Origin of the sequence: Cryobacterium adonitolivorans (assembly GCF_004402695.1) — a bacterium.
GTDB lineage: Bacteria > Actinomycetota > Actinomycetes > Actinomycetales > Microbacteriaceae > Cryobacterium > Cryobacterium adonitolivorans.
This window is the reverse complement of sequence record NZ_SOFL01000047.1, coordinates 1-24,482: the sequence shown is the minus strand read 5'-3', so window position 1 is coordinate 24,482 and position 24,482 is coordinate 1. Positions and strand designations below refer to the sequence as shown.

The 24,482-nt window shown below is 69.0% G+C and carries 22 protein-coding genes and 1 riboswitch; of the genes, 14 read left to right on the top strand and 8 right to left on the bottom strand.

Annotation, left to right across the window (positions count from 1 at the left end; genetic code table 11):
* Positions 1-36: 36 nt before the first annotated feature.
* Positions 37-1,572 carry a chitinase gene (locus E3O42_RS14640; RefSeq protein ID WP_241984852.1) on the bottom strand — a complete coding sequence of 512 codons (1,536 nt, stop codon included), beginning with the start codon at positions 1,570-1,572 and terminating at the stop codon, positions 37-39.
* Between the two features lie 104 nt (positions 1,573-1,676).
* Between E3O42_RS14640 and E3O42_RS14635 the strand changes: the two genes are divergently transcribed.
* The 6 genes from E3O42_RS14635 to E3O42_RS14610 all read left to right on the top strand — a co-directional run bounded on the left by E3O42_RS14635 (position 1,677) and on the right by E3O42_RS14610 (position 8,939).
* Positions 1,677-3,974 (top strand): glycosyltransferase family 2 protein, encoded by a 2,298-nt coding sequence (locus tag E3O42_RS14635; protein ID WP_134454637.1) that lies wholly within the window; start codon positions 1,677-1,679, stop codon positions 3,972-3,974.
* A gap of 76 nt (positions 3,975-4,050) precedes the next feature.
* Positions 4,051-5,328: an MATE family efflux transporter gene (locus E3O42_RS14630; RefSeq protein ID WP_134454636.1), complete on the top strand. Its 1,278-nt coding sequence runs from the start codon at positions 4,051-4,053 to the stop codon at positions 5,326-5,328.
* An 87-nt stretch (positions 5,329-5,415) separates the two neighbouring features.
* Positions 5,416-6,639, top strand: coding sequence for an MFS transporter (locus E3O42_RS14625; RefSeq protein WP_134454635.1), 1,224 nt, complete (start codon positions 5,416-5,418; stop codon positions 6,637-6,639).
* A 9-nt stretch (positions 6,640-6,648) separates the two neighbouring features.
* Positions 6,649-7,344, top strand: coding sequence for an endonuclease NucS (gene nucS, locus E3O42_RS14620; RefSeq protein ID WP_134454634.1), 696 nt, complete (start codon positions 6,649-6,651; stop codon positions 7,342-7,344).
* Between the two features lie 6 nt (positions 7,345-7,350).
* On the top strand, positions 7,351-8,073 hold the full coding sequence (locus tag E3O42_RS14615; RefSeq protein WP_338144956.1) for a nucleoside/nucleotide kinase family protein: 723 nt from the start codon (positions 7,351-7,353) through the stop codon (positions 8,071-8,073).
* 197 nt (positions 8,074-8,270) lie between these two features.
* A complete protein-coding gene (locus tag E3O42_RS14610; RefSeq protein WP_241984851.1) occupies positions 8,271-8,939 on the top strand; it encodes an HAD hydrolase-like protein in 669 nt (222 codons plus the stop codon).
* Between the two features lie 116 nt (positions 8,940-9,055).
* Here E3O42_RS14610 and hxlA read toward each other — a convergent pair whose 3' ends face one another.
* Together hxlA and hxlB are read right to left on the bottom strand one after the other, a co-directional pair.
* Positions 9,056-9,679 carry a 3-hexulose-6-phosphate synthase gene (hxlA, locus tag E3O42_RS14605; protein WP_134454632.1) on the bottom strand — a complete coding sequence of 208 codons (624 nt, stop codon included), beginning with the start codon at positions 9,677-9,679 and terminating at the stop codon, positions 9,056-9,058.
* A 52-nt stretch (positions 9,680-9,731) separates the two neighbouring features.
* Positions 9,732-10,310 (bottom strand): 6-phospho-3-hexuloisomerase, encoded by a 579-nt coding sequence (hxlB, locus tag E3O42_RS14600; protein ID WP_134454631.1) that lies wholly within the window; start codon positions 10,308-10,310, stop codon positions 9,732-9,734.
* 114 nt (positions 10,311-10,424) lie between these two features.
* Here hxlB and E3O42_RS14595 point away from each other — a divergent pair, with 114 nt between their 5' ends.
* A complete protein-coding gene (locus tag E3O42_RS14595) occupies positions 10,425-11,696 on the top strand; it encodes a LuxR C-terminal-related transcriptional regulator (protein WP_134454630.1) in 1,272 nt (423 codons plus the stop codon).
* Here the strand turns inward: E3O42_RS14595 and E3O42_RS14590 are convergent.
* From E3O42_RS14590 to E3O42_RS18100, 3 genes are all read right to left on the bottom strand, one after another.
* Positions 11,693-13,414, bottom strand: coding sequence for a SulP family inorganic anion transporter (locus E3O42_RS14590; protein ID WP_134454629.1), 1,722 nt, complete (start codon positions 13,412-13,414; stop codon positions 11,693-11,695). The genes E3O42_RS14595 and E3O42_RS14590 overlap by 4 nt on opposite strands.
* The gene (locus E3O42_RS14585) at positions 13,411-13,833 is read right to left on the bottom strand and encodes an ArsR/SmtB family transcription factor (protein ID WP_134454628.1); all 423 of its coding nucleotides are present in this window, start codon (positions 13,831-13,833) and stop codon (positions 13,411-13,413) included. Before E3O42_RS14585 ends, E3O42_RS14590 begins: the two co-directional genes overlap by 4 nt.
* A gap of 82 nt (positions 13,834-13,915) precedes the next feature.
* The gene (locus tag E3O42_RS18100; RefSeq protein ID WP_158253860.1) at positions 13,916-14,059 is read right to left on the bottom strand and encodes a hypothetical protein; all 144 of its coding nucleotides are present in this window, start codon (positions 14,057-14,059) and stop codon (positions 13,916-13,918) included.
* Between the two features lie 312 nt (positions 14,060-14,371).
* Between E3O42_RS18100 and E3O42_RS14580 the strand changes: the two genes are divergently transcribed.
* Both E3O42_RS14580 and E3O42_RS14575 read left to right on the top strand, forming a co-directional pair.
* On the top strand, positions 14,372-15,343 hold the full coding sequence (locus E3O42_RS14580) for an FKBP-type peptidyl-prolyl cis-trans isomerase (RefSeq protein ID WP_134454627.1): 972 nt from the start codon (positions 14,372-14,374) through the stop codon (positions 15,341-15,343).
* Between the two features lie 52 nt (positions 15,344-15,395).
* A riboswitch (guanidine-III (ykkC-III) riboswitch) is annotated at positions 15,396-15,460 on the top strand.
* 11 nt (positions 15,461-15,471) lie between these two features.
* Positions 15,472-15,795 carry a DMT family transporter gene (locus E3O42_RS14575; protein ID WP_134454626.1) on the top strand — a complete coding sequence of 108 codons (324 nt, stop codon included), beginning with the start codon at positions 15,472-15,474 and terminating at the stop codon, positions 15,793-15,795.
* Between the two features lie 46 nt (positions 15,796-15,841).
* Here E3O42_RS14575 and panD read toward each other — a convergent pair whose 3' ends face one another.
* Positions 15,842-16,252 carry an aspartate 1-decarboxylase gene (panD, locus tag E3O42_RS14570; RefSeq protein ID WP_134454625.1) on the bottom strand — a complete coding sequence of 137 codons (411 nt, stop codon included), beginning with the start codon at positions 16,250-16,252 and terminating at the stop codon, positions 15,842-15,844.
* An 83-nt stretch (positions 16,253-16,335) separates the two neighbouring features.
* Here panD and E3O42_RS14565 point away from each other — a divergent pair, with 83 nt between their 5' ends.
* The 3 genes from E3O42_RS14565 (at position 16,336) to E3O42_RS14555 (ending at position 21,321) form a co-directional block, all read left to right on the top strand.
* Positions 16,336-18,948 carry an excinuclease ABC subunit UvrA gene (locus E3O42_RS14565; RefSeq protein ID WP_166788012.1) on the top strand — a complete coding sequence of 871 codons (2,613 nt, stop codon included), beginning with the start codon at positions 16,336-16,338 and terminating at the stop codon, positions 18,946-18,948.
* 84 nt (positions 18,949-19,032) lie between these two features.
* Complete coding sequence (locus E3O42_RS14560; protein ID WP_134454624.1) at positions 19,033-20,262, top strand: aminotransferase class V-fold PLP-dependent enzyme; 1,230 nt, start codon at positions 19,033-19,035, stop codon at positions 20,260-20,262.
* On the top strand, positions 20,263-21,321 hold the full coding sequence (locus tag E3O42_RS14555) for a DsbA family protein (RefSeq protein WP_134454623.1): 1,059 nt from the start codon (positions 20,263-20,265) through the stop codon (positions 21,319-21,321). It begins immediately after the preceding gene.
* Positions 21,322-21,343: 22 nt separating this feature from the next.
* Here E3O42_RS14555 and E3O42_RS14550 read toward each other — a convergent pair whose 3' ends face one another.
* Positions 21,344-22,090 (bottom strand): FadR/GntR family transcriptional regulator, encoded by a 747-nt coding sequence (locus tag E3O42_RS14550; protein ID WP_166788011.1) that lies wholly within the window; start codon positions 22,088-22,090, stop codon positions 21,344-21,346.
* Positions 22,091-22,337: 247 nt separating this feature from the next.
* Here E3O42_RS14550 and E3O42_RS14545 point away from each other — a divergent pair, with 247 nt between their 5' ends.
* Both E3O42_RS14545 and E3O42_RS14540 read left to right on the top strand, forming a co-directional pair.
* Complete coding sequence (locus E3O42_RS14545) at positions 22,338-23,732, top strand: GntP family permease (protein WP_103460092.1); 1,395 nt, start codon at positions 22,338-22,340, stop codon at positions 23,730-23,732.
* 2 nt (positions 23,733-23,734) lie between these two features.
* The gene (locus tag E3O42_RS14540) at positions 23,735-24,313 is read left to right on the top strand and encodes a gluconokinase (protein ID WP_134454621.1); all 579 of its coding nucleotides are present in this window, start codon (positions 23,735-23,737) and stop codon (positions 24,311-24,313) included.
* The last annotated feature ends 169 nt before the right edge of the window (positions 24,314-24,482 follow it).

The following is a 24,482-nucleotide window of genomic DNA, read 5'->3' as shown; positions in this document are numbered from 1 at the left end:
CACCCGCCACGGGCGCCGTGCCAACGCCGCCCGGAGCTACGGGGCGGTCGGCTCCGTGAGCAGTGCGGTGATCTCCGCCGGCGTGAGCTGGCGCCACGGCGACACATCGGCGTCTACGGCGGCCGCCTGCGGGCTGTCGCCGGTGGTCCACCACTTGGCCTCGAAGGTGAGCGAGTCAAACATCACCCGGTCACCCTCGGTGAACACGGAGCTACCGTCCCACTCCGGATAGCTGCCGGCCGGCAGGGTAGCCACCGGGACCGGCGTCTCGCCGGGCAGCACCGGGCCGATCAGGGTCCACGGCGTCTCGGTCGACTGCAGCACCGGGTTGTCGGGCAGGTCACCCTGCGTCCAGTACTTCGCGACGTACACCTCACGGTGCCAGACCACCTTGGTGTCCTTGGCGTATGCCACCTGCTCCGACCACACCCGGTATGGGCTCGTATCGGGGTCGTCGAGCAGGTCGGCGGCCGAGGCGGTTGGCCCTGAGGTCGTCACGACAGCGGCGGAATTCTCCGGTGTTCCCGTGAACGACCCTCCGAGCACATCGGCGAAGCTGACCGCGCCCTGAGCGACGCCGCTACAGGAGTCGGAGACCCTGGTGACGTCGGGATAGTTCGAACCGCAGGTCTGATCGCGGTTGAGTGACCACATCGACACCCGGCCAACGCCGTTCTCGAGCGCGAATGTGTTGAGGGCCTTGGCGTCGTCGAGGGTGAGGATCTCGCCGGGCACATCGTTCTGCCCGATCATGGGGGTCATGCCGACCTTGTTCCAGAGTTCCTTGGTGCCCAGGTCGACGCCCTGGCGGCCGTAGAGGGTCTTCAGCTGACTGTGCGTGCCGCGCAGGGCGCCCACACCCGCATCCACCATGCTCATGCCGCCGCGACTGGCGCCGTAGTCCATGGTCATCACGTTCACTCCGGCCAGGTCGACACCGGCGGCGAGCATCTGGGCGACCGCGGTCGTGCCGGCCTCGGTGAGCCCGGTGGGCAGCACGGGCAGGGTAAGCCAAACCGCCAGCGGGTTGTCCGCGGTCGCCCGCTCCGTCTGGATGGCGGCGATCGCGCTCGCCCGCCTCTCACCGGCCGCGGTATCGGCGAGGTTGTCCCCCTCGATGTCGAGGTCGATGGTGTTCAGCGAGTACCGGTCGATCACCGACTCGTAGCCACGGCGGAGTTCGGTGGCATCGGTGCAACCCGTGGCCAGTTCGGTGTTGAGCAGCCCTCCGAACGAGACGATCACGTCACCGCCCTGCTGCACGCGGCGTGCGACGCGGCGGTCCAGGTCGAGCGCCACATCCGCCTCGTCAGGCGAGTAGTAGGTGCCCCAGGACGGGACGCAGGCGTCCGCGGTGGAGGCGACGACGAACGACAACACCACATGAGTGCCGGCAGTCGCCGCGGGGTTCTCGAACGCATAGTTGGGCGTGGCCGTGACGTCGACATAGCCGGCCATCCACGCCGCGGGCCGCGCGGTGGTCGTGTCCTGGAACCAGCGCCAGCCCTGGAAACCTGAAAATACGAGGCCAGCGATGACAACGAACACGCCGGTCAGACGGAGAAAAGACAATCGCCTTCCGGGAAAACGCTTGGACAATGGTCCCCCACTCATGGTTCACTACGACCACGATACAGTTGCATAGAAATTCGGCGCGCGGGGAAACTGGAGAATTAATGGACCTGACCGGTGAAGTCTCGACTGGTCGGCGGCGGCAGTGGGGCGCAGAGCGGCGCAGCGAGCCGTTGCCGATCGTGCATCCCCGGCCCTCGAATCGCACGATCACCCTGGGCAGGCTCGCGATCATCTCCACAGTGGGCTTCTGGGTGATCTACGTGTTCACCACCATCGTGCGCGAATTCGTGAACAACCCCGGTGCGGGATTCCGCTTCACCGTCGAGGCGGTCGGCTACGTGGCCGTCGTCACGATCCTCAGCTTTTCGGCGTTGATGTACCTGGTGGCCCGTCAGGGTGCCCTGTACAGGTTCCGTAGCCACGACAGGGTGCCGCGCGGCGAACTCGACAGGCACTTCGCCGACTACAACGAGGCCATCACGGTGCTCGTGCCGAGCTATTCGGAGGAGACCAATGTCGTGCGGGCCACCCTGTGGTCGGCGGCACTGCAGGAGTTCCCGAACCTCAGCGTGGTGCTCCTGCTCGACGACCCGCCGTTTCCGGACGACCCGGACAAATTGGCCACGCTGAACGCCACTCGGGAGCTGCCCAGCCAGATCGAGGCCGCCCTGAACGAACCCGGCGAGAGATTCCGGGCATCCGTCACGGCCCGCGCACTGCGCTTCGCCGATGACTCGGTCGTGCTGCACGAGGACGTCGCGCTGCTCGCCAGCGACTACACCGTCGCGGCCATCTGGCTGGAGGCCCTGGCCGACACCGAACAGGTGGCAGACCACGTGGACGAGTTCTTCGTTGACCAGGTGGTGATGGGCCTGGCCCGCGAGTTGCGGCTGAGCCTGCTCGCCCTGAACGCCTCACTGACCCAGGGGTCATACCCGGACGCCGACCGCCTGATGACGCTGGGCCTCAGGCTGGCCCGGCTGTTCACCACCCGGGTGGGCTCCTTCGAGCGCAAGATGTACTCGTCGCTCTCGCATGAGGCGAACAAGGCCATGAACTTGAACTCCTACATCGGGCTGATGGGCCAGTCGTGGACGACTGAACAGACCTCGGACGGCGTTGTGCTGCGCGAGAGCGTCGACGGCGCCAGTCCGGACCTCGTCATTCCCGACACCACCTACCTGCTCACCCTGGACGCCGACTCGCTGCTGCTGCGGGACTACTGCGTTCGCCTGGTGTACCTGCTCGAGCAGGCCGAGAATGCCAGGGTGGCCGTGACGCAGACGCCGTACTCGGCATTCCGCGGTGCACCCACCCGCATCGAGCGAGTGGCCGGCGCGAGCACCGATCTGCAGCACATGCTTCACCAGGGTATGACCTACTACAACGCCACCTTCTGGGTCGGCGCCAACGCCGTGATCCGCAAACGGGCCCTCGAAGACATCGTCGAGACCGAGGTGGTGGCCGGGTTCACCGTGAAGACCTTCATCCAGGACCGCACCGTGATCGAGGACACCGAGTCGAGCATCGACCTGGGCACCCACGGCTGGTCCCTGGTGAACTACCCGGAGCGGCTCAGCTACAGCGCTACCCCGCCCGACTTCGGATCGCTCATCGTGCAACGCCGGCGCTGGGCCAACGGCGGCCTGCTCATCCTGTCCAAGTTCTTCGACCAGCTGCGCACCCGCCGGTTCAACCGCGAGCACGTGCTGCTCAGCGAGATTGCGCTGCGCGGCAACTACATGGCCTCCATCGCCTGGGGCAGCTTCGGCCTGCTCTTCCTGCTCGCCTACCCCTACGACGGTCGGCTGCTCAGCCCGTTCGTGTTCCTCGCGGCGATGCCGTACTTCATTGCGATGGGCTTCGACCTGCGCGAAGCCGGCCACCGGTTCAGCGACATCTTCCGCATCTACGGGTTCAACCTGGTGCTGCTGCCGGTCAACTTGGCGGGCGTGCTGAAGTCGTTCCAGCAGATGCTCACGGGCGAGAAGATTCCGTTCGTGCGCACCCCCAAGGTGAAGGACCGCACGGCGGCGCCGGCCCTGTACGTGATCGTGCCCTACCTGATTGTGTTGTTCTCGCTGCTCACCCTGTACCGGGATGTGATCCAACAGAACTGGGGCAACGCGCTGTTCGCCGGCTTCAACGCGATCATGGCCGCCGGCGCGATCCGCAGTTACATCGGCATCCGCAACTCCGTCGTCGACGTCTGGCTCGGCTTCCTCAACTTCCTCTACATCGACGAGAGGAAGCCCAGGAAAAAGCCGTTCGACCCGGCCTCGCTCGTCGACCCGAGCAAGCCTGTGGACTGGCAGAGGATCCTGTACCACGGCGACCGGCGCCTGGCGCGAGACGTGCGCAGCACGAAGGACCGCCGGCGACGAATCGGCATCCGCTAGCCTCTGCCGAAACTAGAGTCGAAGCATCGAACTTCTACGCCCCCAACCCATCGACCGCGAGATCCGCCGGCTGGCCGTGCCTGCCCTCGGCGCTCTCATCGCCGAGCCCCTGTTCCTGCTCGCCGACTCGGCTATGGTCGGCCACCTCGGCGCGGTGCCGCTGGCGGGTCTCGGCCTGGCCAGCGCGGTGCTGCAGACGATCATCGGGTTGATGGTCTTCCTCGCGTACAGCACCACCCCCGCCGTGGCGCGCTGGCTCGGTGTCGGCGACCGGCGCCGCGCGGTGTCGGTGGGGGTGGATGGCCTATGGCTCGCCTTCGGCCTCGGCGCCGTGCTCGCCGTGGCCGGCTGGTTCGCGACCCCCGCGCTGGTGGCCGTCTTCGGCGCCGAGACCGAGGTGACCCGCGCCGCCGCCGACTACCTGGGCCTGTCGATGCTCGGCGTGCCCGCGATGCTGGTGGTCTTCGCGGCGACCGGGTTGCTGCGCGGCCTGCAGGACACCCGTACCCCGCTCTGGGTCGCCGGGCTCGGTTTCCTGGTCAATATCCTGCTCAACCTGTGGTTCATCTACGGGCTGGGCCTCGGGCTGGTCGGCTCGGCGCTGGGCACGGTGCTCGCCCAGTGGGGCATGGTGGCCGTCTACCTCGTCATCGTCGTGCGGCACGCCCGGCGTGAGCGGGCGCCGCTCCGACCGCATCGCGCGGGCCTCCTCCGCGGGGCGACGAGCGGTGGCTGGCTGTTCCTGCGTACCGCGAGCCTGCGCGCGGCCATGCTACTGGCGGTGTTTGTGGCCACCAGCCTCGGCTCGCCGGAGCTCGCGGCGTTCCAGATCGCGATGACCCTCTTCGCCACGCTGGCCTTCGCCCTCGACGCCCTCGCCATCGCCGCCCAGGCCCTGGTGGGCCGCGGTCTCGGCGCCGGCGACGAGCAGCAGGTTCGCCAGGTGCTGCGCCGCTGCCTGGAGTGGGGCATCGGCGGCGGGATGCTGCTCGGCCTGGTCGTGGTGGCCGCCAGCGGGGTGCTCGGCGCGGTGTTCACAAATGCCGAGGAGGTCACCGCGCTGCTGCCGCCGACCCTCGTGGTGCTCGGCCTGTCTGTGCCACTCGGCGGCCTTGTCTTCGTGCTCGACGGGGTGCTGATCGGCGCCGGCGACGCGCGCTACCTCGCCATGACCGGCCTGGTCAACCTGGCCGCCTTCGTTCCGATGGTCGGCCTCGTGCTGCTCTGGGCGCCCGTTGGTGCCGCCGGGCTCGCCTGGTTGATGGCCACGTTCGTCTTCGGGTTCCTCGGCGCCCGGGCGGTGACCCTCTCCTTTCGCGCCCGCGGCACCCGCTGGGTGCGGCTGGGCGCCTGACCGGTTCGCGAGCCGTGAGTTAAGCCCCAGAGTGTCCCGGCATTCGGTGCTTAGCTCACGGCTCGCGGGGGCGGTAGCGTGGGTGGAATGACGAACACTCGTGGGCGGCACGAACTCACCCGGTGGCGGAACGCCGTCTTCATGCTGTTCTTCGTGAGCGGGCTCGGGCTGGCGTCGTGGGTGTCCCGCATCCCCACCGTGCGCGACGACCTGGCCCTTCGCACCGACCAGGTGGGCCTGCTGATCTTCGGGCTCTCCGCCGGCTCGGTCCTCGGACTCATCTCGGCCGTCTGGCTGCTGTCGGCGTTCGGCGCCCGCCGGGCCCTGGTGATCAGTATCGCCACCTCGTCGGCGGGACTGGTCCTCGTGGGCGTCGCGGCGACCGTGTGGGGGTCGTCGCCGATCGCGTTCGCGGCACTGGCCTTGGTGGGTTTCGGCATGGGCTCGACCGACGTGATGATGAACGTCGAGGGCGCCGCCGTCGAACGCGAACTCGGTGTCACCCTGATGCCCTTGCTGCACGCCTGCTTCAGCCTGGGCACCGTGGCGGGGGCGTTGCTCGGGGCCGGGGCTGCCGCTCTCGCCGTGCCAGTGGGCTGGCATCTCAGCCTGGTCGCCGCCCTCGCGCTGGCCGCCGCGGCGATCGCGGTGCGGTTCGTGCCGCTCCGACCGGCCCTCGGCGACCCCGCGGATCCCTCCGTCGTGCGGCCGATCTGGGCCGAGCGGATGCGCAGCAGCCTCGCTGTGTGGCGCGACCCGAGCATCCTGCTGATCGGGGTGATCGTGCTGGGCATGACGTTCGCCGAGGGCTCGGCCAGCGACTGGCTGGCCCTGGCCGTGGTCGACGGGCACGGCCAGAGCGACGCCACCGGGGCGCTGGTCTTCGGGGTGTTCGTCTCGGCGATGACGGTGGGCCGGGTGCTCGGCGGCCCGGTGCTCGACAGGTTCGGCCGGGTGCCCGTACTGCGGGCCTGTTCGGTGCTCGGGGTGACCGGGCTCCTGCTCGTGATCCTCGCACCGGCGGTGTGGCTGCTCGTGGTTGGCACCGTGCTGTGGGGCCTCGGCGCCTCGCTCGGCTTCCCGGTGGGCATGTCTGCCGCGGCCGACGACACCGCCAACGCGGCCGCCCGGGTGAGCGCCGTCGCCATGATCGGCTATTTCGCGTTCCTGGTCGGGCCGCCGGTGCTGGGCTTGATCGGCGAGCAGTGGGGCATCCTGAACGCCCTGTTCGTGATCGTGGTGCTCATGGCCCTGGCCGGGCTGGCCGCCCCGGCCGCCCGCGAGCGCACGCAGACCCCCGCCGCCGGTTAAGCTCGTTCAGTGCGCCTCGTTATAGCAAAATGTTCAGTTGACTACGCCGGACGGCTCAGTGCGCATTTGCCGCTGGCCACCCGCCTGCTCATGGTCAAGTCCGACGGCAGCCTGCTCGTGCACTCCGACGGCGGCTCCTACAAGCCGCTGAACTGGATGAGCCCGCCGTGCAGCCTGGCCGTCTCGGCGCCCGACGGGTTGCAGGCCGACGCCGGGATCACCGAGCTGTGGACCGTGACACACGCCAAGACCGCCGACCAGGTCATCGTGAGCCTCTACGAGGTGGAGCACGACTCAGCCCACGATCTCGGCATCGACCCCGGCCTGATCAAGGACGGCGTCGAGGCCCACCTGCAGAAGCTCCTCGCCGAGCACATCCACCTGCTCGGCGACGGCCACACCCTGGTTCGCCGCGAGTACATGACGGCGATCGGCCCCGTCGACATCCTGGCCAGGGATGCCCAGGGCGCCTCGGTGGCCGTTGAACTCAAGCGCCGCGGCGACATCGACGGCGTCGAGCAACTCACCCGCTACCTCGAGCTGATGAACCGCGATCCGCACCTGGCGCCCGTGGTGGGCGTGTTCGCCGCGCAGCAGATCAAGCCGCAGGCGCGCACCCTGGCCGAGGACCGCGGCATCCGCTGCCTGGTGCTCGACTACGACGCCATGCGCGGGCTCGACGACACCGCCTCGAAACTCTTCTAGGCTCCCGTGCCCGACCTGTCCTCGGCCGCGTCCTTCGGTGCGCCCACGGGCGACGACACACCGCTCGACCTGCTCGCCCGCCGGGTGCTCGACCTGCTGCCCGTCGAGGGCCGCATCATCGTGGGCATCGCCGGCAGCCCCGGCGCGGGCAAGACCACCCTGGCCGACCGGGTGGCGCGGCGCATCACCGAGCTGGCTCCCGCCGGGCCGGATGCCGCCGCGCCCCTGGCCGTCCACCTGCCGATGGACGGCTTCCACCTGTCCAACGCCACCCTCGACAGGCTCGGCCGGCACGACCGCAAGGGCGCCATCGACACATTCGACGGGTGGGGCTTCGTGGCGCTGCTGCGGCGCCTCACGGCCGAGACCGATCACCCGGTCTACGCGCCGAGCTTCGACCGCGCGGTGGACGAGGGAGTGGCGGGCGCCCTGGTCGTGGAACCGGGCACCCGCATCGTGGTCGTCGAGGGCAACTACCTGCTCGTGGATCGAAAACCCTGGAACCTGGTGCCCGACCTGGCCGCCGAGGTGTGGTTCTGCGAGACCCCGGGCTCCGAGCGCCTGCAGCGCCTGGTGGCACGGCACGAGCGGCACGGCCGCAACCCGGAGGCCGCCCGCGACTGGGCCGAGAACGTCGACGGCGCCAACGCGCTGCTCATCGAGCGGTCGGCGCCCCGCGCCGCGCTGCGGGTGTCCGGCCTCGACGCCACCGTCATCCCCCCGGCCTGACCGGCCCTCCGCCGCAACTGTTTCCGGTGCGGACATTTGCGTCCGGCGCACCGGCCGCAGATGTCCGTTGCGGCAACAGTTGGCTGGGGAAACGACCGAAACCCGGCCGAGCGAGCCGTCAACCGCAGGGTCGTGCGCTTGCCGTGAATTCTCCTCGCATGCACGGGTTTGCCCCCTCCGGCCCTAGGATATTGCGAGTGAACCCCACTCTGACGCGCACCTGGAGCGCCATCCTCTTCGACCTCGACGGAACCATCACGGATTCCGCCCCGGCGATCACGAACTCGCTGGCCCGCACCTTCGCTCTGCTCGGCCGTCCGGTTCCCTCCGACACCGAGCTGATGAAGTACGTCGGCCCGCCGCTGCTGGCCGCGTTCGGCGAGTACGCCGGCATGACGCCCGACGAGGCCCAGGAGGCCCTGGCCGTGTACCGCGCCGACTACCAGGGCCCCGCGTCGCTGGACACCGCCGTGTACCCGGGCGTCGCCGGCCTGCTCGAGCGCATCCACGAGTCCGGCATCCCGCTCGGCCTGGCCACCAGCAAGCCCGAGCACACCGCGATCGCGATCCTGGAACACTTCGAACTGGCCCAGTACTTCACCGTCATGGTGGGCGCCACCGAGAACGAGACCCGCAGCAACAAGGCGGACATCGTCGAGGAGGCCCTGGTGCGCCTCGCCGCCGCCGGCGTCGACACCTCCGCCGTCGTCATGGTCGGCGACCGCGTCTACGACGCCGAGGGCGCCAACGCCAACGGCGTTCCCACCATCCTCGTCGAATGGGGCTACGGCTCCCCCGAGGAGGCCGCCCTGGCCACCGCCGTGGTGCACTCCTCCGACCAGCTCGGCAAGCTCCTTTTAGGCTGATCCGTCAGTTTCGCAGTATCCCCGCTGCGCCCAGGCGTCGCGAACGGCCCCTTCACACGTTGTGAAGGGGCCGTTCCTGTCATCTCGCGGATGCGCCGTCACGGCGCCGGCGGCGGCTAGCTGATTGCGGCGCGAAGTTCGGCGGCGGCGGCGGCGGGATCGTCCGCCCCGTAGATGGCGCCGCCGGCCACGGCGACGGCTGCGCCGGCGCGCTGAACTGACTCGATGGTGGCAGCCGAAATTCCGCCGGCCAGGGAGAACGGCACCTGGGCCGTCTCGCCGGCGGCGAGCAGGGTCTCGAGGGTGAAGCCCTCTTCGGCCTGCTCATCGAGACCGGCGTGCATCTCGACGAAGACGGCACCCAGGGCGATGACTTCGCGCGCACGGGCGACCTTGTCGGCCACACCGATCAGGTCGACGACGACGCCCTTGTTGTGCGTGGTGGCCGCCTTCACGGCGCCCACGATGGTGCTGTCGCCGGCCGTGCCCAGCACGGTGACCAGGTCGGCACCGGCGGTGAAGGCGATGTCGGCCTCAAGCTCGCCGGCATCCATCGTCTTGAGGTCGGCGAAGACGATCTTGTCGGGGTGGGCCTGCTTGATCGCGGTGACGGCGCGAAGGCCCTCCGCCTTGATGAGCGGGGTGCCGAGCTCGATGATGTCGACGTACGGGGCGACCTTGCCGGCCAGGGCCAGCGCGTCGTCGGTGGTGAGTACGTCCATTGCGACCTGAAGCTTCATGGGATCTGCTTTCCGTTTCTGTGGGTGGTGCGAAGTGAGTGGGAGGGGCGGGCTAGTCGAGATTGGCGTGCCGGGGCCAGAGGTCGGCGGCGGTAGACCCGGATGCCTGCCAGAGCGTATGGAAGACCGCGTCGCCGATCAGCAACACGGACTGTTCGAACAGGCCGCCGGAGTACTGCGCCGACAGGGCGCTGCCGTGGTCCTGCTTCTCGGCCGCCGGCACGACCACGGTCACCGTAGCCAGCCCGGCCAGCGGGGAGGATCCGGCCGTCGTCAGGGCCAGCACCGTCGCGCCCACCGCGTGCGCCGTCTCGGCCGCCCGCACGATGCCAGCGGTGCTACCCGAGCCACTCGCCACGAGGAGTGCGTCGGCGGCCGTGATGGCCGGCGTGGTGACCTCGCCGACGACGTGCACATCGAGGCCCAGGTGCATCAGGCGCATGGCGGTCATCCGCAGGGCCAGGCCCGAGCGGCCGGCGCCCAGCACGAAGATGCGCTCGGCGGCGCGGAGCCGGTCGGCCACGTCATCGAGTGCGGTGGATGCGGCATCCGTGGCCAGGCGATCGATGACGGCCGTGTTCTCGGCGAGGATCGTTCCCAGGCTGGCGGTCACGGTTTCGGTGTGGGGCATTCCTCCATGGTTGCCGCCCATCTCAGTGGATGCGGCCCACCGAACGGACGGGCCGCCCACCCGAATGGGTAGGGCCTGGGCGGCCGGACGACTACATCCGGGTAGGCTGACCCGGTGTACTCTCTCGCCAACCCCCGCTCAATCGAACTGCTCGACGCCCTGCAAACCGTCGTCGAGAGTTCCCTCCTCGACATCGCCGGCGGCTTCTCGGCCCTGCTGGAGCCGTTCATCGGGCATAGCGCCCTGGTGATCTTCACCGAGGACTGCACGGGGCGCCCACAGAAGAAGGCCGGTGACCCGGCGATCATCGATGAGGTAACGCTCGTCGAGCTCGACGCCGTGCGACACTCGCTCACTCTCGCGCCGTCCGACCCGTGGGGCCGGCGGGCCGTGATCGGCGGGACCGACCGACCGGTCACCGCGTGGACCGCGTCGACCGGCGCCCTGCTGGTGCTCACCGACCCCCAACTCACGCCGGCCGGCGCCGCGGATCCCGAGGCGACCCTCGGATTCGTGGGCCGGTTGTGGCAGCTCGTGGCCACCAGCATCCGCCAGCAGGTCGCTGCGGCCACCCCCGCCTACCTGCTCGACTCGCGGGCCGCGTCGGCCGAGCGCGCCAAGCTCATCGCCGACCTCACGGATGCCCATTCGACCACCCTCGAATCCCTGCTCGCCGTGCTGCGCTCGCGCACGGTCAGCGCCGAGGCCGCCCGGCAGACCGCCACCGATCTGGCCGCCAGCGCCATGGTGAGCCTGCGGGCCGTGTCGGACCGGGACCGATCGCTTGCGGAGGAGCCCGTGGTGGAGGCCTTCGCCCGACTGCGGGACGACCTGCGGCCGCTGGTTCGGTTCGGCGACCTCGACGTGCAGCTCGTCGAACCACCGGCGAACGGGCGGGCCCTGCCCGGCGAGGTCGCCCACGCTGGCCGCGCCATCGTGCGCGGGGCCGTGCTGGCCCTGGTGGAGCAGACCGGGGTGAGCCGAGTGCGGGTGCAGTGGGACTGTGACGGCGCCAACCTGCTCATCCAGATCCGCGACGACGGAGCCGGGGCCCTCTCCGCGGACTCCCCCGGCGTCGGTCCGCTCACCGCCAGGGTGGCCGCGCTCGGCGGTACCTTCGATGTGCAGGCCACCGCCGGCTGGGGTTCGGAGCTCACCGTCTCGCTGCCGCTCGACGCGCCCCTGGCGCCGCTGGCCCCGGCCACCGAGTGGGGGCTGAGCCCACGCGAGCAGGGCGTTCTCGCCCTCGTCTCCTCAGGCGCGCGCAACAAGGCCATCGCCGCAGAGCTGTCGATCAGCGAGAACACGGTGAAGTTCCACGTGGCCAACCTGCTGCGCAAGGTGGGCGCCTCCACCCGCGCCGAGCTGGCGTCGCTGGCCCGTTAGTCCCTGGGTAACCGGATCGCGCTGGTCCAGCCGAAGTCGCCGGCATCCGTGCCGCCCGCAGCGGTCGCGGCCCGGGTGACGTGGCTGCGAGCGTGCTCGATCGCGGCGTCGAGGTCGGTGAACAGGTGGTTGCGGTGCCGCAGCGACGTGATCACGCCCACCCGGGTGACGAGCTTGAGGTGCCGCGGCTGGATGCCCTTGACCAGTACCGTGATGCCGCGCCGCTCGAGCGCCTGGATCATCTCGGTGATCACCCGGGCGCCGGTGGCATCGAGGATCTGCAGCTGCGACATGCGGATGATCACGACGGTGATGTGACTGGTCTGGTTGACCCGTTCGAGCATCCGCTCGGCGGCACCGAAGAACAGGGCGCCGTCGAGCCTGAACAGTGCGATGCGTTCATCGCCGGACACGGGTTCGCCGGGCAGTTCCTCCCGGTGCACCCCACTGGAGGCCGACACCGCCCGCAGCGCGAAGAACGCGGCAACGGCGATGCCGATGCCCACCGCCACGATGAGGTCGACCGAGACCGTCACCAGGGCGGTGATGACGAAGACCGTGGCATCCGACCCCGTGGAACCGATGATGCTGCGCACCGTGGCGATCGAGATCATGCGGGCCGCGGTCATCATGAGCACCCCGGAGAGCGCGGCGAGCGGGATCTGCGAGACCACCCCGGTGGCCAGGTAGACCACGCCGACGAGCACGATCGAGTGCACGATGGCCGCCAGCCGGGTGCGGCCGCCCGAACGGATGTTCACGGCCGTGCGCGCGATCGCGCCGGTGGCCGGCATGCCGCCGAAGAAGCCCGACGCGATCGAGGCCAGGCCCTGGCCCACCAGCTCGCGGTCGGCGTCGTACGGGCCGGTGTCGGAGAGCGTGACGGCCACCCGCGCCGAGAGCAGGGACTCGATCGCGGCGAGCGCCGCGATGGTGAGCGCCGGGCCGACCAGCGAGCCGAGCATGCCGGCATCGAGCTGGGGCAGCAGAGGCGAGGGCAGGGAGCTGGGCAGCTCGCCGATGCGGGCCAGCGGCAGGTTGGCGAGGTTGGCGATCACGGTCACCACGATGATGGCCACGATCGAGCCCGGCAGCTTCTTGTGCACGAGGGGGGCCAGCATCATGATCGCGGCGACGACGAGCACCATGGCCACGGGGATGATCACGGTGGACCAGTCGACGGTGCCGAAGGACTGCACGGCGGCGACGAAGGCGTTGCTGCTCGGTCCGGCCTGCGAGCCGATCGCGGCGGGCACCTGCTGCAGGAAGATGATGACGGCGATGCCGAGGGTGAACCCCTCGATCACCGGCCAGGGGATGAAGGTGACCGCGCGGCCGAGCTTGAGGGCGCCGGCGGCGATCACGATGAGGCCCGCCATGAGGCTGAGCACCGCGACAACACCGACGCCGTGGGCGGCCACGACCGGGCCGAGCACCACGACCATCGCGCCGGTGGGGCCGGACACCTGGATGTTGGAGCCGCCGAACACGGCCGCGATGACCCCGGCCACGATGGCGGTGATGAGGCCGCTCTCGGCGCCGGCGCCGGAGCTGACCCCGAAGGCCAGGGCCAGCGGCAGCGCGATGATGCCCACGGTGAGGCCGGCGACGATGTCGCCGCGCCAGGTGCGCTTCACGTCGCGGTAGTCCTGCCAACTGGGCAACAGGGCGCGCAGGTAGCGGCCGGTCGTGCCGGCTGCGGTGGCCAGCCCGGTCAACGCGACACCGCGTTGCTCGCCACGGCATCTGCCGACCCGGGTTGGGACAGGCCCACCGTGCTGATCAGGCGCTGCTGGGTGGTCTCGAGGATCTCTACGAGCAGCTGCCTGGCCACCGCGAGCAGATCGGCGACCTGCGGGTAGGCCAGGCTGTAGAACACCAGGCTGCCGCGGCGCTCGGCGACCACGAGGTTGTGCCGGCGCAACACCGACAGGTGCTGGGAGAGGTGTGAGGCCTCCAGGCCGGTGTCGGCGAGCAGGTCCGAGACCGAAAGGTCGGTGTCGGCGTGTGCGAGTACCTCGAGCACCCGCACCCGAACCGGATGCGCCAAACCCTTGAAGAGGTTGGCTTTCACCTCATACAGCGGGCGGTTGGCATCCGTGAAGGTGTCGGTCGAATCCTCATTCAGCGGTTCCATGAATTCATCATATCGCGCTATGGCGGGAACGTCTGTGGACCAAAGTCCCGACGCGGGCTACCGGCCGCCGGTGAACGGCGGGCTACTCCGCGTTGGGGTCGGCTACCGTGGCGGCCGGGGCCGCGGCGGGGACGTTGCGGTGGGTGCGCCAGAAATACTCGCGCTTGAGGCTCTCCCAGCGGTCCATGCTGACGGCGTTGACTGAAGTCGACTTTTGGTCGGACACGAATTGCTCTTTCTCTCGACGTGCTTTCACCACATCGAGCGGCGGTCGATGGGTGAGGCAGGGCGTCAATCAAACAAAACGTTGCCGTGAAAGCATGGCGCCACTGTCGGTGGGGTTCGGTCACCATCGACCTGCTCGGCCTGACGAATTTCTGGAGCCGTATATTAAGTCTAGATCTCCGTCCTTCCCCCGTCAGGGGACGAAAGTCCCAACAACGCGCCGGGATTCCGGCTGGGAGCGGCCCCGATTCAGCACTTACATAGGTGCGGGGGCCAGACTGATCGAGGCCCGAATCTGACTGGAGACACCTGCGTGCGCACACTTCCTACCTTCCTCACCCTGACTGCGGTCGCAACCGTCGTCCTCACCGGGTGCTCGACGTCGCCAGATCCGTCGGCAACACCGTCGGCCTCTGCTGCTGCGATCGAGTGCACCGATCCAGGTTCGACCTCGGATGCCGTGAACGTCACCGGTGATGCCGGAGCTGAACCGACCGTGACCTTCGAAACCCCTCTGGCCACGAAGGCGACCGAACGCACCGTCGTCACGGAGGGCACCGGGGACGCCGTGGAGGAGGGCGATTCCGTGGCCATCTCCTACGCCGCGTACAACGCAACCACCGGGGCCAAGCTCACCGCCGGCGGCTTCGGCGACGCCGCCGGACTCACCGTGAACGTGGTCGACGGCCAGGCCGTCATCCCTGGCATCCTCAAGGGCGTGGCCTGCTCCAACGTGGGAGACAGGGTGGCCGTCGTCTTCCCGCCCGCCGACGGTTTCGGCGAGGCCGGCAATACCGACCTGGGTGTGGCCGCCACCGACCAGCTGCTCTTCGTGATCGACATCAAGGAAAAGCTGCCCACCCGCGCGACCGGGGAAGACCAGGAACCCACCGACGGTTTCCCCGCCGTGAAGCTCGCCAAGGACGGCGAGCCCACCGTGACCATGCCCAAGAGCGACCCGCCCGCGGAACTCGGGGTCGAGGTGCTCAAGAAGGGCGACGGCGCGGCCGTCACGGAAACCTCCACGGTGACCGTGCAGTACACCGGCGCCATCTGGGACACCGGCAAGGTGTTCGACCAGAGCTGGGGCGTCGGCCCCACGACCTTCCCGGTCTCAGGGCTGATCACCGGCTTCACCCAGGGACTGGTCGGACAGACCGTCGGCTCCCAGGTCGTGATCGTCATCCCGCCGGGCGAACTGGGTTACGAAGGCGGCAACGAGACGGCCGGCATCAGCGAAACCGACACTCTCGTCTTCGTCGTGGACATCATCGCCGCCGCATAGCGCTCCCTGGCGGCCTGCTCAGTTCCTGCACAGGCCGCCGGGCTAGTCTTCTGGGAGACCGCTCACCGCGGTCCCGGACGACGGATCAGTACCCGGCACGCGACAAGACTGGCCACGGGAGTGTTGTCATGTCGTGGATTATTTTGATCGTGTCCGGTGTTCTCGAAGCCGTCTGGGCGACGGCCCTCGGCAAATCCGTCGGCTTCACAAAGCTCTGGCCCACGGTGATCTTCGGAGCCGGCCTCGTGTTGAGCATGGCCGGCCTGGCGTTCGCGATGCGCACCATCCCGATCGGAACCGCGTACGCGGTCTGGGTGGGGATCGGCGCGGCCCTGACCGTGCTCTACGCGATGATCTTCGGCAGCGAACCGGCGTCGGTGCTCAAGATCCTGCTCATCCTCGGCCTCGTCGGCTGCGTCATCGGCCTCAAGCTCGTCGACGGCGGCCACTAACAAGCATGAGCTCGATCAGCGGTGGGTCAACCCGATCAGCGGTGGCTCAGACGGCGTGGGGCGGGCGCTCGAGGTTCTCGCCGTGGGCGGCGGCAGGGTCGGTTCCCACGGCGATGATGGCGTTCTGCGCATCCACGTGCACGACGGTGGGTAGGTAGGCCCTGGCCTTCTTTGTGCTCATCTGGGCGTAGGAGATGATGATGACCAGGTCGCCCTCGTGCGCCATCCGTGCTGCCGCGCCATTGACGCCGATCACACCGCTGCCGCGCTCCCCGGCGATCAGGTAGGTCTCGAAGCGGGCGCCGTTGTTGACATTCACTATGCTCACCAGTTCGCCGGGCAGCAGGTCGGCGGCGGCGAGCAGGTCGAGGTCGACGGTCAGCGACCCCACGTAGTGCAGGGCGGAGTGCGTCACGGTGGCGCGGTGGATCTTGGACTTGAACATAGTGCGGCGCATCAGGACCTTTCGAGGATCAACTTCTCCACGATACGCGTGCCGCGCACGGTCGAGTGTCAGGGGTCCGAACTAGAGTCGATCGGATGCCTCACTCCCCATTGACTTCTTCGGCACTGACTTCTCCGGACCTTCCCACGGACCTCGCCGCCCACCCCGGCGCCGATGGCTTCGTGCGCGTGCGCGGCGCCAGGGAGAACAACCTCCGCGATCTGAACGTCGATATTCCCCGCGACGCCATCGTCGCCTTCACCGGAGTCTCCGGCTCTGGCAAGTCCTCCCTGGCCTTCGGCACCATCTTCGCCGAGGCCCAGCGCCGCTTCTTCGAGTCCGTCGCGCCTTACGCACGCCGCCTCATCCAGCAGGGCCACACCCCGCACGTCGACCTCATCACCGGGCTGCCGCCGGCCGTGGCCCTCCAGCAGCGCCGCGGGTCACCCAGTTCCCGCTCCAGCGTGGGCACCGTCACCACACTCTCCAACTCGATGCGGATGCTCTACTCCCGCGCCGGCACCTACCCCGCGGGGTCGGACCTGCGCCTGGACTCCGACGCCTTCTCCCCCAACACGGCCACCGGCGCCTGCCCGGAATGCCACGGCCTGGGCATCTCGCACACCGTCACCGAACCGCTGCTGGTGCCCGACGTGAGCCTGAGCATCCGCGACGGCGCCATCGCGGCGTGGCCCGGCGCCTGGCAGGGCAAGAACTTGCGCGACATCACCGGGGTGCTCGGCCACGACATCGATGTGCCGTGGGCACAGCTCAGCCGTGAGTCGCGCGATTGGCTCCTCTATACGGAGGAGCAGCCCGTCGTGGAAGTCACCCCGCTGCGCGACCGGGTGGCCAAACCGTACAAGGGCCGGTTCTGGAGCGCCAGGAGCTATGTGCTGCACACGCTGGCCGATTCCACGAGCGCCCAGATGCGTCAGCGCGTGCTCGCGTTCGTCGAGACCGGCCCGTGCCGGCTCTGCGGCGGCAGCGGCCTGCGCGCCGAGGCCCTCACCGTGCGCTTCGCCGGCCGACCGATCAACGAACTCAACGCCCTGCCGCTCAGCGACCTCGCCGACGTGCTGCGGCCCACCGCCGAGCTCACCGGCGCCACCGGCTCGCACCGCGCCGCCCAGTCCGGCGAGGTCACCGAGGTGGCCGTCACCCTGGCCGGCGACCTGGTGCGACGCCTCGAGGTGCTCATCGACCTGGGGCTGGGCTACCTCAGCCTGAGCCGGGCCACCCCCACCCTCTCACCCGGCGAGATGCAGCGCCTGCGCATCGCCACCCAGCTGCGAAGCGGCCTGTTCGGCGTGATCTACGTGCTCGACGAACCCTCAGCGGGACTGCACCCGGCCGACGCGGAACCACTGCTGGTGGTGCTCGAACAACTCAAGGCATCCGGCAACTCGGTCTTCGTGGTCGAACACAACATGGACGTCGTGCGCCGCGCCGACTGGCTCGTCGACGTGGGCCCGCGCGCGGGCGACGGCGGCGGCGAGGTGCTCTACAGCGGCCCGGTATCGGGGCTGGGCGAGGTCGCCGCCTCCGTCACACGCGGATACCTGTACCCGGCATCCGGCGCCTCGGTGGCGCCCGCGCTGCGTGAGCCGGCCGCGTGGCTGGGTCTGACCGGCGTCAACAGGCACAACCTGGTCGACCTCGACGTTCAGGTGCCGCTCGGCGTGCTCACCGCCGTCACCGGCGTCTCGGGGTCGGGCAAGTCCACCCTGGTGAGCCGGGTGCTGGCGGATGCCGTGGGCCGGGAACTGCGCCAGGGCCCGGTCGACGCCGCTCCCGCCGGCAGTACCGCCGGAAACGGAGCGGCCGACCAGCAGTCCGCACAGGACGCCGATGAGGACGAGGCCGGCGCCGACCGGGCCACCACCGTCGTCGACGCGGTGACCGGTGCCGGCGTCATCGACCGCCTGGTGCGCGTCGACCAGAAACCCATCGGCCGCACCCCGCGCTCCAATCTGGCCACCTACACGGGCCTGTTCGACGCCGTGCGCTCCACCTACGCGGCGACGGCTGCGGCCCAGAAGGCCGGCTTCGGCGCCGGCCGATTCTCCTTCAACGTGGCCGGCGGGCGCTGCGACACCTGCCAGGGCGAGGGGTTCGTGGCCGTGGAGCTGCTCTTCCTACCCGGCAGTTACGCACCCTGCCCAGCCTGCGGCGGCTCCCGCTACAACGCCGAGACCCTCGCGGTGCTCTACAACGGCAAGTCCGTGGCCGACGTGCTCGGCCTCACCGTCGACGCGGCCGCCGAGTTCCTGGCCGACGTGCCCAGCGCCTCCCGGAGCCTGGAGACCCTGCGCGAGGTGGGCCTGGGGTACCTGCGCCTGGGCCAGCCGGCCACCGAGCTCTCCGGCGGCGAGGCGCAGCGCATCAAGCTCGCCACCGAGCTGCAGCGCGCCCGCCGCGGCCACACCCTCTATCTGCTCGACGAGCCCACCACAGGGTTGCACCCGGCCGACGTGGAGCTGCTGATGACGCAGCTGGGCCGGCTCGTCGACGCGGGCAACACCGTGGTCGTGGTGGAGCACGACATGGGCGTGGTGGCCGCGGCAGACTGGGTCATCGACCTGGGCCCGGCCGGCGGCAGCGCGGGCGGGCGCATCGTGGCGGAGGGCACCCCGGCTATGGTCGCGGCGCATCCTTACAGCCGCACGGCGCCGTATCTCGCCCAACGCTTGGAGCTAGCTGTGTAAAGGTCGCATCTCCCGGTCAAACGGGACCTAGGACCCCACTCCGGGAACGGCGCCGAATCTAAGCTGAGCCTGGAGTTGAGATACATGAAGCGCAGCACGCTGTTCCGCAGGCCCGCCGCAGAGCCGCTCGACACGGGCCGGTCGGCTGATTTCGGCTACCTGCAACCCGGCGAGATCTACCTCGACGCCGCCTGCCAGAGCCTGCGCCCGCAGCCCGTGATCGACGCCCTCACCGACTACTACACGACCTACAACGCCTGCGGCGGCCGGGTGAAGTACGCCTGGGGCCTGAAGGTTGATGCCGCCGTGGCCGACACCCGCCAGGCCGTGCTCGGCCTGCTGGGGCTCTCGTCCAAGAGCCACGCCGTGTCGTTCACCCTCAACACCACCTACGGCCTCAACCTGCTCCTGCAGCAGCTGCCGCTGGGCCGCTTCGACAGGGTCGTCACCAGCCACATCGAGCACAACTCGGTGTTCCTGCCCACCATCACCGCCGCCCGCCGGCTGGGCGTCGAACGCCTGGTGCTGGGCCGCGCCGCCGACGGCGCCCTGCTCTACGAACCCGCGCGGCTGGAGAAGGCCGTCGTCGTCGTCAACGCCACCTCCAACGTCGACGGCCGCCAGCTCACCAACCTCGCCGAGCTCGTGCGCGACACCCACGCCCGCGGCGGCATCGTGATCGTCGACGCCGCCCAGGCCATGGGCCACAGCCGGGCGCTGCTGCAGAAGACCGAGGCGGATGCGGTCTGCTTCTCCGGCCACAAGATGTACGCCGCCAGCCTCGGCGTCGTCGTGGCGCGGCACGAGCTGCTCACCTCCCTCGAGCTCGGCTTTGTGGGCGGCGGCATGGTGCAGGATGTGCGCGAGAACGACTTCGACCTCGTTCAGGGTGACCCGGGGGCGCTACTCGAACCGGGCCTGCAGGCCTGGGGCGAGATTATCGCGCTCGGCCGGGCAATCGAGTGGCTCGGCGGCATCCGCCCCGGTGGGCTGGCGCCCGCCGAGCACATCAGTGGGCTGTCCACCCGGCTCCATGCCGGCCTCGCCGAGATCCCCGGGCTCACCGTTTTGGCCACCGAGCCCAGCCCGGTGATCAGCGTCTACGCGCCAGCGCAGGACTCGCACCGGCTCGCGGTGTTTCTCTCGCACTCGAAGATCATGGCGCGCAGCGGCTACTTCTGCGCCCACCACTACCTCAAGGAACAGCTCGGGCTTCCCCCGCTGCTGCGCTTCTCCCTCGGCCTGCACTCGACCGAGTCGGACATCGACTCGGCCACGCAGGCCGTCGCACGGCTGATGAAGGGCCTCTCCTAAGTGTTCTGTATCGCAGCATTCATCGTCCTGGTCATCATGGCCGCCTTCTCGGCGAGGTACCGGCGCTACGTTGGCAAGGCCTGGAACTGCACCTGGCGCCGGGTCACCTTCCGGCCCTGCGACACGACCTTCAAGCAGGACATCAAGGACCACCTGCTCGCCCCGATCGCCGTGCGCCGGCCCGGCCTGGTGCGTCCGGCCAGCATCGCCCTCGAGATCCTCGCCGTTCTCGTCATCCTCACCACCATCTGGTCGGGCTACACCGTGGTCAAGAGCGCCGTCAACCTCTACGTCTACGGCACCTGCAACAAGCAGGACTCGGCATCCTGCACCCTGGGCGCGGAGGCCTGCTCGATCCCGGATGAGACGCCGGGTTTCATGGAATCACTGGGCGAGTTCGACGTGCTCGGTGCGTTCGGCAACGAATTCGGCAGCCTCGGCGAGACCTTCGCGGCCATCCCGGCCCGCCTGCAGACCTGGACCGCCGAGGACTACCTGCCCGCCAACGCCAGCTACCTCACCGAAGACGCCGCGAACCCCATCGCCGTCGAGGTCATCGACCCCGGCTGTACCTTCTGCAAGGCGTTGTTCCAGAACATCGAGGAGTCGGGCTTCGAACAGACCCACAACCTCACCTACATCGCGTACCCGATCGCGGGCACCGAGGGCTACAAGTTCCCCAACTCGCTGCTGGTGACCCAGTACCTCGAGGCCCTGCGGCTGCATCCGCAGGGCGGCGCCGAGACCCCCGTCGACTGGCAGGTGCTCGAGCGCATCTTCACGGAGAAGGCCGAAACCGGCCTGCCGTGGCAGGAAACCATCAACTCGATGGACGCCGACGAGGCCACCGCGACCCTGGTCGATTGGCTCGAGGAGTTCGGCCTGTCCGCCGACCAGATCGACGTGATCGTGACCGAGGCCGGCTCCGACACCGTCGCCGACATCATCGCCACCAATAAGACCCTCGTGGAGGAGAAGATCGCCACCGTGAAGATCCCCACGATCATCTTCGACGGCCGCCGCCACGACGGCCTGGTCTCGGTCGACGGTCTGCAGTAGCCCACCGGGTCGCTCTGAAGAACTAGCCCGCGGTGGTGTGGGAGCCGGCCGACTCCTGCACGAACTCATTGAGGGTGGCCTCGAGGGTGGCATACGCGCAGGAGTAGGCGGCATCCTCGTCGCCCGCGACAATGGCCGCGGCCAGATCGTTGTGCCGATGGGCGGATGGCGGCGTGTACTCGGTGATCGTGAAGCGCTTCTCCTGCTCGCGGGTGCGCAGCAACGCCGCCACGGTGCTCGCGAAGTGGCCCATCACCGCGTTGCCCGAGCCCTGCAGGATCAGGGTGTGGAAGTCGACGTCGGCCTCGAGGTACCGCCGGCCGTCCCGTGCCTGGTCGGCCTGGATCATGACGGCGGCGGCCCGGGCGACGGCCTCCCGCTCCTCTGTCGTCATCAGGCGCGCGCTGAGCCGCGCGGCCACGGGTTCGATGCCCAGGCGCAGCTCGAGTATTTCGCGCATCTGGGCGAAGTAGTCTCCCTGGCCGCGCCACTGAATGATCTGCGGGCTGAAGAGGTCCCACAGCTGCCGGGGCAGCACCTGAGTGCCCACGCGCTGCCGGGGTTCGACCATGCCCAGCGACTGCAGCACCCGGAGTGCCTCGCGCAGCACCGAGCGCGACACGGTGAACCGTTCGCTCAGTCTGTCCAGATTGAGGATGTCGCCGGGCGCGTAGGTGCCGTCGACGATCTCCTGGCCGAGCGCATTCACCACTCGCGCGTGCAATCCCCGGTCCCGCCAGGTTTCGTCGCCCACTTCAGTCACTGTCACACCCTCACTCTCCCGGTGCGACCCCGTCGCACCGATCCGTCCCAGCCTGCGACTTCGCAATCTGTACTCCGGCGCTGTTGACCACATCGCCGTCGTTGTGTAACACTTCATAAATCCGATTAATCAGATTAATCAGATTACGTACTTCCTCCTTCACTATGCCGCATCCCGCGGCGAGAGGGCGACTTACGTGTTCACCACATGACGAAGGGGTCGCAGGGACGCGGCCTCGGAACGGATTCTCGAGATGAATGTGACCCGCGCGATTCAGGCGGTGGAACCAGTGGTTCCCGCCGGCAGTACCCTGCAACTCATCCTCGCGGCGACCATCGGCGTCGCCGTGATCATCGTGCTGATCACGTGGCTCAAGGTGCACCCGTTCCTGGCCCTCTCCATCGGCGCCGTCGGCGTGGGCGTGGGCGCCGGCATGGCCCCCAACGCCGCCGTCACCAGCTTCGGTGCGGGCTTCGGATCCACGATGGCCGGCGTGGGTGTGCTCGTGGGCTTCGGGGCCATGTTCGGCAAGCTGCTGGCCGATTCCGGCGGAGCCGACCGCATCGTCGACGCGCTGGTGAGCCGTTCGAGCGTGCGCACCCTGCCGTGGACCATGGCCCTGATCGGTGGCCTCATCGGCCTGCCGATGTTCTTCGAGGTCGGCCTGGTCCTGCTCATCCCCGTCATCATCCTGGTCGCCCGTCGCAGCGGGCAGTCGCTCATTCGTATCGCCATCCCGGCCCTCGCCGGCCTGTCGGTCATGCACGGCCTGGTGCCGCCGCACCCCGGCCCGCTCGTGGCCGTCACCACCCTGAACGCCAACCTCGGCCTCACCCTGGCCATCGGCGTGCTCATCGCCATCCCCACGGTGATCATTTCCGGCCCGCTGTTCAGCAAGTTCGCTGCCCGCTGGGTCAAGGTGCCCGTTCCCGAGATGTTCATCACCGCCGCCGACCAGGGTCTCGAAGAGAACATCAAGCGCCCGAGCTTCATCGCCACGGTCTCAGGAATCCTGCTGCCGGTCGTGCTGATGCTCGCCAGGTCGATCGCCGACGCGATCAACCCCGGCTCGACCGACCCGCTCAACGCCACCCTGGACTTCCTCGGCACCCCGATGATCGCGCTGGGCATCGCCGTGATCTACGCCATGATCGTGTTCGGTCGCGGCGGCGGCATGGACCGCGCTGCGGTCTCGAAGTCGCTCGCCGACTCGCTTCCCCCGATCGCCGGCATCCTGCTCATCGTCGGCGCAGGCGGTGGCTTCAAGCAGGTGCTCATCGACACCGGCATCGGCACCGTCATCGCCGACGCGGTCAACGGCTCGAGCGTCTCCGTGCTGCTGTTGGCCTGGGTCGTCGCCGCGCTGGTTCGCGTCGCCACCGGTTCGGCCACCGTCGCCACGGTCACGGCCGCCGGCATCCTCGCCCCGGTCGCCGCGAGCCTGAGTTCCACGGATGTGTCGCTCATGGTGCTCGCCATCGGCGCCGGTTCGCTGTTCCTCTCGCACGTGAACGACGCGGGCTTCTGGCTGGTCAAGGAGTACCTCGGCACCAGCGTTCCGCAGACCCTGAAGACCTGGACGGTCATGGAGTGCCTCATCTCCGTCACCGGACTGGCCGGCGTCCTCCTCCTGAACATCGTGATCTAGCCATGTTCGAGAATCAGCGGCCCGTGCTCGTGATCATGGGAATCTCTGGATCGGGCAAGTCCACCGTGGCGGGCATCCTCGCCGGCCAGCTCGGCTGGGACCTCGAAGAGGGCGACGACCTGCACCCGCAGGAGAACATCGACAAGATGTCCTCTGGCGAGCCTCTCAACGATGAGGACCGCGCGCCGTGGCTCGACACGATCTCCTCGTGGATCATCGAGCACTCCATGGCGGGCGTGCCCGGCATCATCACCTGTTCGGCGCTCAAGCGCCGCTACCGCGACGTGCTGCGCGAGCACAATGTGATCTTCGTGCACCTGACCGGGTCGAAAGACCTGATCGGGCGCCGCCTGGCGACCCGGCACGACCACTACATGCCCACCTCGCTGCTCGACTCACAGGTGGACGCGCTCGAGCCGCCGGAGTCCGACGAGAACGCGATCACCATCGACGCGGGCCGTAAGCCCGCCGAGGAGGCCGCCGAGATCGTTCGCCGCCTGGGCCTCACGCCGAGCCCCGGTTCGTCGAGCTTCGGCGCCCGCGACCCCGGCCAGTCCTCGGTCGCCCGCCCGGCCGTCTGACCCGAAACTCACCGCTGGAACAGCGGTTCCCGATGCGGACAATTGCGCCCGGCACACCGCGGGTGGATTCAACCGGTCGATGCAACACTGCCGTCTTGTTGGTCTGAGAGTAGCTGGTTCAGGGCTTCGCGGGGCGTGGCTGCGTCGAGTCGTTTTCGGGGGCGGTCGT

Bases quoted from the DNA above. Each gene is read 5' to 3' on its own strand.
- E3O42_RS14560 (WP_134454624.1), top strand. From the start codon at position 19,033: ATGAAGCGCAGCACGCTGTTCCGCAGGCCCGCCGCAGAGCCGCTCGAC.
- E3O42_RS14545 (WP_103460092.1), top strand. From the start codon at position 22,338: ATGAATGTGACCCGCGCGATTCAGGCGGTGGAACCAGTGGTTCCCGCC.
- E3O42_RS14565 (WP_166788012.1), top strand. From the start codon at position 16,336: ATGCCTCACTCCCCATTGACTTCTTCGGCACTGACTTCTCCGGACCTT.
- E3O42_RS14635 (WP_134454637.1), top strand. From the start codon at position 1,677: ATGGACCTGACCGGTGAAGTCTCGACTGGTCGGCGGCGGCAGTGGGGC.
- hxlB (WP_134454631.1), bottom strand. From the start codon at position 10,310: ATGCCCCACACCGAAACCGTGACCGCCAGCCTGGGAACGATCCTCGCC.
- E3O42_RS14625 (WP_134454635.1), top strand. From the start codon at position 5,416: ATGACGAACACTCGTGGGCGGCACGAACTCACCCGGTGGCGGAACGCC.
- E3O42_RS14575 (WP_134454626.1), top strand. From the start codon at position 15,472: ATGTCGTGGATTATTTTGATCGTGTCCGGTGTTCTCGAAGCCGTCTGG.
- panD (WP_134454625.1), bottom strand. From the start codon at position 16,252: ATGCGCCGCACTATGTTCAAGTCCAAGATCCACCGCGCCACCGTGACG.
- E3O42_RS14585 (WP_134454628.1), bottom strand. From the start codon at position 13,833: ATGGAACCGCTGAATGAGGATTCGACCGACACCTTCACGGATGCCAAC.
- hxlA (WP_134454632.1), bottom strand. From the start codon at position 9,679: ATGAAGCTTCAGGTCGCAATGGACGTACTCACCACCGACGACGCGCTG.
- E3O42_RS14540 (WP_134454621.1), top strand. From the start codon at position 23,735: ATGTTCGAGAATCAGCGGCCCGTGCTCGTGATCATGGGAATCTCTGGA.